General features: G+C 28.9%; 10 protein-coding genes. All 10 read left to right on the forward strand.

Going from position 1 to position 12,147, the window contains the following annotated elements; translation table 11 throughout:
* The first annotated feature begins 60 nt into the window (after positions 1 to 60).
* The 10 genes from K7G76_RS07750 to K7G76_RS07795 all read left to right on the forward strand — a co-directional run bounded on the left by K7G76_RS07750 (position 61) and on the right by K7G76_RS07795 (position 12,135).
* Complete coding sequence (locus K7G76_RS07750; protein WP_223033640.1) at positions 61 to 1,416, forward strand: tyrosine-type recombinase/integrase; 1,356 nt, start codon at positions 61 to 63, stop codon at positions 1,414 to 1,416.
* The gene (locus K7G76_RS07755; protein ID WP_223033641.1) at positions 1,413 to 2,093 is read left to right on the forward strand and encodes a hypothetical protein; all 681 of its coding nucleotides are present in this window, start codon (positions 1,413 to 1,415) and stop codon (positions 2,091 to 2,093) included. Before K7G76_RS07750 ends, K7G76_RS07755 begins: the two co-directional genes overlap by 4 nt.
* Positions 2,094 to 2,129: 36 nt before the next feature.
* A complete protein-coding gene (locus K7G76_RS07760; RefSeq protein ID WP_223033642.1) occupies positions 2,130 to 2,609 on the forward strand; it encodes a hypothetical protein in 480 nt (159 codons plus the stop codon).
* Positions 2,610 to 3,088: 479 nt separating this feature from the next.
* On the forward strand, positions 3,089 to 3,814 hold the full coding sequence (locus tag K7G76_RS07765; RefSeq protein ID WP_223033643.1) for a LytR/AlgR family response regulator transcription factor: 726 nt from the start codon (positions 3,089 to 3,091) through the stop codon (positions 3,812 to 3,814).
* A 211-nt stretch (positions 3,815 to 4,025) separates the two neighbouring features.
* Positions 4,026 to 4,196, forward strand: a complete 171-nt coding sequence (locus K7G76_RS07770; RefSeq protein WP_223033644.1) for a hypothetical protein — start codon at positions 4,026 to 4,028, stop codon at positions 4,194 to 4,196.
* Positions 4,197 to 4,495: 299 nt separating this feature from the next.
* Positions 4,496 to 6,292 (forward strand): tetratricopeptide repeat-containing sensor histidine kinase, encoded by a 1,797-nt coding sequence (locus tag K7G76_RS07775; protein ID WP_223033645.1) that lies wholly within the window; start codon positions 4,496 to 4,498, stop codon positions 6,290 to 6,292.
* Entirely contained in the window at positions 6,292 to 6,963 is a 672-nt protein-coding gene (locus K7G76_RS07780; protein WP_223033646.1) for a response regulator, read from the forward strand. The genes K7G76_RS07775 and K7G76_RS07780 overlap by 1 nt, the downstream gene beginning before the upstream one ends.
* Before the next feature lie 446 nt (positions 6,964 to 7,409).
* Positions 7,410 to 9,689: an AAA family ATPase gene (locus K7G76_RS07785; protein ID WP_223033647.1), complete on the forward strand. Its 2,280-nt coding sequence runs from the start codon at positions 7,410 to 7,412 to the stop codon at positions 9,687 to 9,689.
* A gap of 549 nt (positions 9,690 to 10,238) precedes the next feature.
* Positions 10,239 to 11,840 carry a vitamin K epoxide reductase family protein gene (locus K7G76_RS07790; protein ID WP_223033648.1) on the forward strand — a complete coding sequence of 534 codons (1,602 nt, stop codon included), beginning with the start codon at positions 10,239 to 10,241 and terminating at the stop codon, positions 11,838 to 11,840.
* Positions 11,841 to 11,904: 64 nt separating this feature from the next.
* Entirely contained in the window at positions 11,905 to 12,135 is a 231-nt protein-coding gene (locus K7G76_RS07795; protein ID WP_223033649.1) for a hypothetical protein, read from the forward strand.
* The last annotated feature ends 12 nt before the right edge of the window (positions 12,136 to 12,147 follow it).

Here is a 12,147-nt window from a genome sequence, read left to right on the forward strand (position 1 = left end):
CCCGCTACAAATGACAAAGTCACGTATACTAACGGTTTGGTGTTGCCAAACCGTTTTTTTATGCGTAATTTTAACAACCTAATTGAGCAAGAATACAAAAGTGCATACGAAAGTGCATACGATTTGTCATTGAAAAAAGAATTTTCCACACCAAAAATCTACACCGCAAACAACGATTTATCCAAACGTTGGTATGTGTATTTTTCCTATAGAAGTCCTGACACAGGAAAACTGAAACGTCAGACACCAATTTATGGTGAAGCCAACAAATACAAAACCAAAGAAGAACGTTTGGCTGTATTGACGATTTTACGTCAAGTTCTGCAAAAGCTTTTGAGACAGGGCTACAACCCTTACCAGGATAATGAAGCCCTTTATCGCCATTATCAAGTCAAGGAAAACCCAAAAAAAGGTCATGACAATCAAAAGGAAAAAGTAGATTCCATTGAGCAAGAAAAAAATGTCATAACAAATAGTTCTGAATCCAAAAAAACACCTCAAGAAGATTTAGGACCTACTTTAAAGGAGGCTTTTGATTTTGATTTGATACTTAAAGAAAAAACTTTACAACCAAGCAGTTTACGTTCATATGGCAGCCATATCAAAATATTTAAAAAATGGTTGAATCAACAAAGAAAGGAAGTTACCCATATAAGACAGGTCAATAAATCAATGGTTTCAGCATTTTTATTGGAAATTATGACAAAAACATCTGCTAGGAACAGGAATAATTATAGAGCTAGTTTGAGCAGTTTTTTTTCAACATTGGAAGAATATGAAATGGTTCGAGAAAACTTTATTAAAAAAATAAAGAATCTTAAGACCACGACAACACGAAATAAAACCTACACAAAAATTCAACAGCTGGAAATATTTGACCATTTAGAAAATGAAGATCCTACACTATTATTATTTATAAAGTTTGTTTCCTATAATTTTTTGCGACCAATAGAAGTTTGTAGGTTGAAAATAGGAGATATAAATGCTGAAAACCGAACATTGAGTTTTAAAGCTAAGAACAGTCCGTTAAAAACTAAAATCATTCCTGAAGTGTTGTGGGAAGATCTACCAGATCTGGATAAACATAAACCAGAAAGTTTTCTATTTACACCTGATGGTATTGGTGGAGTCTGGGAAACAACAGCCGACAATAAGCGCAACTACTTTTCCAAACGCTTTAAAAGAGTGGTGAAGGATAAGTTTGGATTAGGAGAAGAATATGGTCTATATAGTTTTAGGCATACCTATATTACTAAACTATATCGAGAATTAAGAAAGACCTTGACTCCATTTGAGACTAAAAGTTATCTAATGCAAATAACGGGACATTCAACGATGTTGGCCCTTGAACAGTATTTAAGGGATATAGATGCAGAGTTACCTGAAGATTATTCAAAATTCATTGAAACTAGATGAAAGGAAAGTTAGAACAAATATTGCATGAAACAACCGTAAACCTATTTAAGGTTAGTATTTTCTATATTCCGGAATCGTTACTTGGGTTAATGAATATTCAAAAGACAAAGGAAGTGATAGAGGATGTCAACAAATTGATTTTGATTGATAAGGATGGTTTCACATTAAACCCTGAAGATACGAAGGCAGGCCTATTCATTCTGTCCAAAAAACTGTTCCTTGATGAAAATATCATTCTGTTGTATGATTTTAAGGAAAACAATAGCAAAGGAGGGTTTGAATATGTTTTAGAAAAATATGGTGAGATGGTTAATTCATTATTGTATTTAAGTGAATGGTTAAATAGCCACGTACAGGATGACATACTTAATATATCAACTGATCAGAAAACGGCTTTAAAATTACAGCACCAATTTTTTTTAAGTCATAAACATGAGTTTGAAAAAAAGTTCTGTAAAATATCTCAAGTATTTCCGAATAGTAAGTTAAATACCAAAACCATCTTGAGTAATCTAAAGCCTATTGTTCCAAAACTAAACAAGCAGTTTGTCCAGAAACCAACAAGTAAAGGTTTGGAGAGGAGAGAACATATTAAAAAGTTAAAAGTAGAGACAAGAGCAAAAGCTGAAAACTATCTTTTGGAAGCTGTTTTTGGTGTAAATATTACCAAAAGTTAGTAAATTTACGTCAAATGAACGTATATTTGACGCATAATGAGGGATTCAAAATATTATACCTGTAAGTTTTGCTTTGAGCAATTTGTGCCAACCAGGCGTGTTGTACAAAAGTATTGTAGTAATAGTTGTCGTTCCAAAGCGTATCATCACCGAAAGAAGAATCAAGATCAAACACAACAAGAAAACGGTCTCCTTCAAAATGCTACAAAAGAACTAAAGTTTGATACAACAGATACAGTAGTTTCAACCAAACCAACCAAGATCAAGGTTGAGAAGTTAAGTGCTGCGGGAGTTGGAAATGCTACTTTAGGGTCTTTAGCTGCAGATGGATTAAAGGCATTAGTTACGAAAGAAGCGGATAAAGCTTTAACAAAAGGTGATATTAGAAAAATTGTAGCCGAAATTAAAGGACGTTACCATTTGGTTTTGAATGCTGACCCCTTACCTGATGGTCGGAAACCATATTTTGATATGGAAACAAGTCAGGTTGTATACAGATTCTATTGGAGTAAATGAAGAAATATACAATTTGAAGGCATAGTTGATTTAATAAAGAGCTTAATATTAACCGTTCAAATTACAATGAGCAAAACGAAAGAGTAGAAAAAACCTCTTTAAGACAAAAATATAAAAGTATTCTTTTTGACAATAAGGTTTGCAAATTCATAAATAAAAATATTTTCAATTTAAAGGTTATGGATATAACCAAAAAAAGTGTCACTAATTCCATTGATTTGTTCTACTATTCCGTTGATTAGGGTTACAGATGTAACCTAATAAAGGTTGATTCTACACTATTTACTAGCTTTTTTGTCCCAAAGTTTGGTGAATACAACTAAAGGCGATAACTATTAACAGAGATTTCATTATCGTTTTATGGAATTGAACAGTAATGATACAGTTAGTTACATTAAATATTTCCTTAAAAAATACAAGGCATATCCTTATTTAGTTCTGCAATTCAATTGATACCTTGAGTTTTTAAAAGCAGAAGTTTGACTAGCTATTTTATTATTGATAATAATGATGAAATCACTAATACAATAAAAAAGGTATTTGCAGACTATTCTATGTTCAATTCTATTGGTTTTTCATCATATTATGATGAGGCAATGAACAAAATTCTTAAAAAAAAACCAGATATAATATTTTTCAATTTAGATGATGTCTTTAAAAATTCTTTTGAGTTTGTATCAGAATTAAACTCTTTTATGGATGCTCAACCCAATATAATTGGTATTTCAAAAGACAAGAACACCGCATATTTAGCTATCAAACATAGTTTTGTGGATTTTTTATTAAATCCTCTTACAGAGCTAGAGGTTAGAAAATCAATTTTAAAACTTAAAAAAAAACATTTGATGAAGCATAGTAGAACACTATGTTTGAAATCATATAAAGATTTTCAATATCTAAACATTGAGAACATTCTTTTTTTAAAAGCAGATAATAATACTACAGAATTTTATATTTCTGATGGTTCAGTTGTTAACGCTTATAAAACATTAAAAACTTTCGAGACCAATCTTCCAAATGATTTTTTAAGAATACATAAGAGCTACATAGTTAATAAAAACTATGTTTCTAGGATTAATTACGGCAAGCTTAAATGTACTATTGATAATACTTCACATGTTATTCCATTTACTAAAACCTATATTGATAATATAGAGTTTATAAATAATTCATTAACGGATATATCCGTTCCTAGTCAAAATTAATTTCCCTCTCATAAATAGTACTTTCACTCTTAAAATAGATGGTTTCACTAAACCTCTTTAGGAGAACTTTAATTAGCTGTTTTTCTATTCTACTTTAGCTTAAATAAAGAAGCTTCTTCATAACGCATTGAGATTATATACAAGTCTCTCTGCGTTTCAGGTCAATCCCAATACTTGGGATAACCAATTGTTTAATCCTAAATATTTTATTATGAAGAATGCACACAACTTTTTTGTTCTAATGTTTTTTACTGCCTTATTTTTTTCATGCACACCAAGTAGTATTGATGAAGATCACCCTAATCAAACAATTGAAACTTATGGTACTGGAGATGATCAATCTGGTGAAGTTGATAATGATAGAGATGAAGATGGAGATTAATTATAATACTTGATATTATTAATAGCCTTAAACTCTTGTTTAAGGCTTTTTTTATAGATTTGTTTTTAACATTAATTAAATATTTGAAAGTTTTCTCAAACATATTTATCGTTAGAATCTTATTATTTAGTTTGATGCTTTATGGTTTTATTAGTTGCAATTCAGAAAGCACAAAAAAAAAGAGATCATTTAATAAGCAGAATGACAGTATTTCGTTTTTTATTAAACAATCAAACCTTTTAAAAGCTTTTGATATTAATTGCAAATTGAATAATGATTCAATTAAAAAATCAAATTCATTGAAAATAGCCTATAAAGCACTTGTATATCAAGACTCGATGCTTTTTAATAAAGCAAATAACCAAGCATATACTTTATCCGTAAAACTAAAAGATACGCTTGGTATTGCCGAAACTTATTGGAATAAAGGTTCTTACTATTCTGAAAAGGGCATTTTAGATTCTTCATATTATCATTATTTTCAGGCGAATAATTTTTATGAATTAATTGGTCATAAATACTATTCGGCTAAAATGCTGTATAACATGGCATTTATTCAAAGCCGATTAAGGGATTATGTAAGCAGCCAAGCAAAATTATTTCAGGTTATATCTATTTATAAAGCATTAAATAAGAATCTATCACTTTATAAAACTTATAATCTTCTTGGAAGTATTTATATGGATTTAGAAGATTATGTGTCAGCCATTGATTATTATACAAGGTCTATTGAAAGTTTATTGAAAGTAAAACAAAAAGGCACCTATAAGGAACAAAGTCTAAATAATCTAGGGCTCACATATCAAAAGCAAAAAGATTATGAAAAAGCTATTGAGACTTTTAGCGATGCACTGAAAAATGATGATTTATTTGATCAAGATGTTAAGCTTTATGCAAGATTAATGGATAATCTTGCTTATACTAGATTATTGAATAAAGATACATCGGGAGTAAAGTTTAATTTATTGAAATCATTACATATTAGAGATAGTTTAAACAACTTTTCAGGAATTGTAATTGCCAAGTTGCACATAGCTGAATATTTCTTATTAAAAAAAGATACAGTAGAAGCTATTAATTATTCTAGAGAAGCAAACGAATTGGCTAATAAAATTATGAACAAAAGAGATGTGCTAGCCTCTTTGTTGTTGCTTTCCAAAATAGATAAAGAAAATTCAAGTTCTTATTTAAAAGAGCATGTTTTACTAACAAAAAATCTAGAAAAACATGAGCGTTTATTAAGAAATAAATTTGCTAGGATTCGATTTGAAACAGATGAGTATATTCATCAAGCAGAAAAACTCTCATTACAAAAATACATTATACTTATTTCTAGCTTCGGTATTATCTTAATTTTATCATTGTTGTATTTCATTAGATTGCAGAAAAGGAAAAACAATGAATTACGTTTAGAAAAAGAACAACAAAAAGCCAATGAAGAAATATTTAAATTAATGCTAGAGCAACATGTTAAACTAGAAGAAGGAAGGCTTAAAGAAAGATATAGGATTTCTGAAGAATTACATGATAGTATTTTGGGGAAGATATTTGGAACCAGAATGGAGTTGGGATTCCTTGATATTGGCGGCAATGAAGAAACTAAATCTAAATATGAACTATTAGTTAATGGTTTGCAAAATATAGAGGGAGAGATAAGAGATATTTCTCACGAATTAAAAAACGAAAATTTTCTTTCTAAAACAGATTACATTTCAGTAATAACTACTTTAGTTAAAGAAAAAAGTCTTTTGGGAGATTTTAAATATGAAATAAACTACCATGAATCTATGTGTTGGAATGAAGCATCAGCTGCTATTAAGTTAAACTGCTATCGTATTCTGCAAGAGGCTTTGCAAAACATTGTAAAGTATTCAAATGCTAGTTTAGTGAAAATCACTTTAGGCTTTGACAATAGAATTCTTAAGCTTATAATTCAAGATAATGGTGCTGGATTCAATATAAAAAAATCAAGTAAAGGTATAGGAATAAAGAATATTCAATCTCGGGTTAAGCGATTAAATGGTACATTTATAATAGAATCCAAACCAAATATAGGGGCTATTCTTTCTATACAAATTCCATATAAAGTAAAATAATGAAAGATATTAATGTACTTATTATAGATGATCATCCAATTATTGCAAGTTCATATAAGAATGCACTTTTAAAAATAAAAAAGGATTCAGGGTTGTATAATTTTGTTGTTACTGAAGTGGTTAATATTGATGATGCATTAATTCAGATTAAAAAAAACCTACCATCCTTTTATGGTATTATTTTTTTAGATATTAAATTATCAGTATCAGAAAATGGGAAATACCTATCAGGGGAGGATTTAGGGATAGAAATAAGGAGAGTTAGTCCGAAATCCAAAATTATTGTAGCTACGACTTATAATGACAATTATAGAATAGACAGTATTTTAAAGAGTATAAATCCCGATGGGTTTTTAATTAAGAATGATATGCAGCCGAAGGATTTGATTAAAGGAATCATTGAAGTTATTGAAGAACCACCTCACTATAGTGTAACTGTTAGAAAATTAATTCGTAAGCATATTACTTCAGATATTGTTTTAGATAAGATTGATAGACAAATTCTTTACGAATTATCCAACGGAACAAAGATGACTGAATTGCCCAAAGTTATATCAATGTCAATAAGTGGTATTGAAAGAAGAAAACGTTTGTTGAAAGACGTATTCAATATTACTAGTAAGGATGATAGGGATTTAGTTGAAATAGCCAGAGAAAAAGGCTTTATTTAATCCAAAAAACAATTGCGCTTTTAAAGAACCTTATACACAATAAGGTTTTTCCTCATTAAAAATATGTTGTGATTTTTTAAATTAGACAGTTCTATACTATAAATTAGTTTTAGGATAATTTGCGGTATTTGATAATTATTACAAATTACCGATGAGGTCAGAATATTAATAAAAAATATAAAATTAGGTCACTAAATTTACCTCTAGATAAATTCGGTAAAAGTAAAAAGTGAAGTGTAAAACGCTAGGTTAAGTGTTGAGAGGGCTTTCTTCAAATAATAAATAATTTGAAAAGGGACTTTCACCTAAAAAGATTAGAGAACAAGTAAATGTTTGAAAAGTAGTTATTCTAATAAAACCTTTTATTATCCAAATAATGCTTAATGATAGTGATATAAACCTAATCATATAATTAGCAATTTACAAGGCGAAAAAACCAACTATCAATGCCAGAACAAAAGATAAAAACTGAAATTAATTGCCGAAATATTGCACCAATTTCAAGTCTGAATAAGGAAATTAGTTCAAGTTCTCTAAAGTTTGGAGTTTTTGCAAATAATGGAAGTGGTAAAACTTTTATCAGTCGAATGTTTAGATTGACGGAAAAATCAGAAGAATTAGAACTTGATGAAGAAGGTAATAGTCCAACTGACAAACTAATAACGTTAGGTGAAAAATCAGGAAATTTTAATTTTAAGATAACTGATAAACAAGGTAGCATTAGTGAACAGTTTGACATATCACTGAACAAACAAGACACGCCTACCATTCCTCAAACAAATTACTTTTTTCACGTATTTAATGAAGATTATGTTGAGGACAACTTACGAAGTTTAGACTACGATAAAGATGACGAAATTGATGGATTTATATTAGGTAAGGTTAATATTGACCTTTCAGATGATGAAGAGAAATTAGGGAAAATTGAAAAAGAAGGAAAAGACCTCGCTACACAAATTGAAAGTGAAATAAACACTTATATTTCTGATAAAATAGATGATATTCAAAATATAAAACGTCTAAACGAGTATAAAGAATTAGATTTTCAGAAAATTGTTAAATCGGTTGATAAGCAAAGTTATGAAATTGAAAAATCTTATAATGAATTAATTGAAGATTACAACAAAATAAAATCTGTTCCCGAAAACCTTCAAGATATTGGAGAAGTAAACACCATCGAAATTGATTTAGAAATGCTAAATGTAATAAAAGAATCTTGCGCAAAAGAATATTCATTAAGTACACTTGCAGAAGACTTTAAAGAAAAAATCAAATCCAAACAAATATTTATTGAAACAGGTGTAAGTTTAATGGAAAATGAAAGTAATGATTGCCCTTTTTGCGAACAAAATCTTGAAAATGATGCTCTAAACCTGATTGACAATTATAATAAGTATCTGAATGATGTTGAATCAACAACAATCAAACTTTTTAAGGATTATAAAAAATCATTAGAGAATTCAAAAAATGAAATCGATACCATTAACACAAGTAACGTAAAAAAAATCAACTTATTTAACGCATATAAGGACAAATACATACCTTCAAGTGCTGACATTGAATTATCGAACTTATCGATCACAAACCTTTCGTCCGAACTTCAAAAAATAATTGACAAAATTGATTCTAAATTAAAAGATATAAGTCAGTCAATTATTATAGATGAAGATATTTTAGAATCTATTGAAAAGTATGAGACTATTCTAAACGGAGAAATCGAATCTAACAATAAAGAGATAAGAAAAATAAACAAAAAGAAAAATAGTATAAGTGATGAGAACTTATCTATAAGAAAGCTATTGTGCAAAAGGACATTGGATGATTTAATACTTGAGCATAAAACTAATATCAAGAGCTTAGAAGAATTAAGAAAAGATTTCACAGCCCTTAAAGCCGAAATAGCTAAAAAAAAGGAACAAGAAAAAATTAGTAGGAAAAAGAAAGTTGCATCTACTATTAAGACCGTATTAAATTACTTTTTTGCAGATAAATACACATTAGATGAAGAAAGTTTTAGACTGACATTCAATGCCAATATTTTGGAAAAAAAACAGGCTAAAGACATTTTGAGTGCTGGAGAAAAAAATATTGTTGCTTTTGCTTATTATATTGGTGATACACACCTAAAAGTAGAAAGTGAAGACGACTACAAGAAACTATTTTTTATAATAGATGACCCAATATCGAGTATGGATTTTTCTCACGTCTATACAGTTTGTGGTGTAATTCGTGATATTAAAAAAATACTTGATAAAGTCGATAGAGAGCGTTTGATGATTTTTACTCATAATAATGACTTTATGAGAATATTGAGTTCAAATAATATTGTAGATAAGAAGCTACTTTTATCAAATGGAGAGCTTACAGATTTTAATAACAATTTGACAGTACCATATATCACACATCTTTTTGATATTTATAAAATTGCAAGAAAAGGAGAAGTCCCAACGCATACAACTGCAAATTCGATTAGACATATTATCGAAACCCTAACAAAGTTTGATAAAATAGAAATACATACTGAAAGTATATCAGAATACATTAAAACAAATATTCCAAATGAAACTAAATCATATACATTAATAAATGACCTCTCTCACGGAGGATGGCGAACTGAACAAGCACCAATTACGAATGATGACTACAAAGAAATTTGCGAATTAGTTGTAAAACATATTGAAGGAAAATTTAAAGGACAAGTGGCATACTGTGAAAATATGTGTTAATGCTAGTGTGTAGAAACTTATTGTGTAAAATAGCGGTTTAATCTATTAATCGAAAGGAATAAATAAAATTCACTGTCGTATAAGATATTAATATGATAATCATTATCGGAATAATAATATAAAGATTAATAAGATACTATGTTTTTGCATTATTAAGTTTTTTATATCAAGTATTAAAAATAAGTAATAATGTAAAAACTTGAATTTTTTAGATTGAATTTAATTATAAAGATTCAAATTTTCATTTCATTATAATCAAAACCTTACCAAAACAAAGGCACCTCATTACTCGTCAACGAATATTTAGAGTTAGCTTTATTTTCTTAAAAAAAAATTATGCCTAATCCCCAAATTTATAATGTTTTAATTCTAGATGACTATCTCAAGATTATAAATGCTTATTATAATGCAATACAATCTTATTTCAATGAATATTCTACTATTTTATTTAAATCTTCCGCTTTTGTAAACTTTCTGTTCGCTTTTAGTTATAAACGGAATTTAAGTTTTGTAGAATGTTAATCCATAATCACAATATTCAATATTTAAATGGATAATTGTATTAGTTCATTTGTAAGGCTACTTAAAATACTCAAGATTAAGCACACAGTTGTTTACTCTAAAGAAACTTTATTGTCACACCCTGATTATCCAAGTATGATCTCAATAGTAGATGGTTTAGACCATTATGGAATTGAAAGTGCTGCTATTAAAATTGATAAAAGTAGATTGAAAGAGCTCCCTTTGCCTTGCATTATTCAAGTTAAGACAAATAATAAGAGTTCGGTTTTAGCCGATCTTTGGTTCTATGTTTTAGAAAAAATTGAAGGTAACACAGCTATATGTTATAATCATGAAAACGAGGAAGAAACTATGGTTTTAGATGATTTAAATATGAGATGGACTGGAGTTACTTTGTTGGTGGAAAAAACAGAATCCTCAATTGAGCCAGGTTATACAGATAGAATTAAAAAATCTAGAATAACTAAAACATTATCAATTATAACATTGTCACTAGCCTTATTTTGGGTTTTTAATTTGCTTAAGGCACAGGAAGTAATGGTAATAACATATTTTCTATTAAAATTCACAGGACTTTTAGTTTCGGTCTTGTTGCTTTGGTATGAAATTGACAAATTTAATCCTGCATTGCAAAAGTTTTGTAGTGGAGATGATAAAATGAGTTGTGAAGAGGTGCTTGATTCTAAATTCGCAAAATTATTTGGAGAAAACTTTAGTTTGAGCTCTCTTTCTTTTTCTTATTTTTCATCTGGTATTTTATTGTTGATTTTTACCAGTTTTTCTAGTGTCTCATTATCTCTATTATGGAATCTTGGTCTGTTTGCCTTGCCTATTGTTATTTATTCAATGTATTCACAGGCTTTTGTTGTTAGAAGATGGTGCAGATTGTGTCTGATTGTTTTGAGTGTATTGGTTTTAGAAAATGTACTTTATTTTAGAACCACTTTATCATCCTTTGAAAATATAGATATAAGAATTATTAATATATACGCCACATTATTTTTGTTTTTTGCTTTTGCAAGCTATCTGATAAAGCCTTTAATATTAGAGAAAAAAAGAACTACAATATATAAAAGAAGTTTAGCTAGAATAAAGAATAAAATAACTGTTTTTGAAACCTTATTGACCGAGTCATCTAAAATAAAGAATAGCCCAAAAGGTCTTGGGATTTTTTTTAAAAGTGATAAACCCAAATACCATGTTTTAAAAGTTTGTAATCCATATTGTGAACCTTGTGCGCAAGCACATCCAATATTAGAAAAGCTATTGAAAAAAGGAATCATTGATTTGCAAATTATATTCACTGCTTCGGGAAAAGAAAATGATATACGGTCTAAACCAGTAAGGCATTTGTTGGCTATTGAAAGTCAAGGTGATTTGCAAAAAACAAAAAAAGCTTTAGATGATTGGTATTTACCTATTAAAAAAGACTATTTGCTTTTTTCTCAATTATACCCAGTGAATGGAGAAATTAACCAACAAAACAAAAAAATTAAAGCCATGTATCAATGGTGTTATGAGGAGAATATAATGCATACACCTGCAATTTATATTAATGGATATGAATTGCCTAATGATTATAGTCTAAATGATTTACTTCATTTATTGGATAGAAAATATTTTAGCTAGAATGGACATGTCGTGATGTCTTTAAAACTCACGTAAATTATTATTAACTTTAAATTTTTAAACTATGTTACAAACATTTTTAAAGTCAGGTTCTGTACAAGAGCTTGACAGAAAACAAATGAAAGCTGTTGCCGGAGGCAAAAGGATGAATTTTACATGTTTTTGTGGATTTGTTGGTGGGCCTTGGGAAGAATTAACTTTTACTGTTCAAGCCAACGACATCAATGATGCATTAAATCAAGCGGGACCTGATTGTGGTGGGCTAGGAGCAACATGCAGTGGTGAAATTCAATAATTATTAAGCCTA

Origin of the sequence: Hanstruepera marina (assembly GCF_019880635.1) — a bacterium.
Classification (GTDB): domain Bacteria; phylum Bacteroidota; class Bacteroidia; order Flavobacteriales; family Flavobacteriaceae; genus Hanstruepera; species Hanstruepera marina.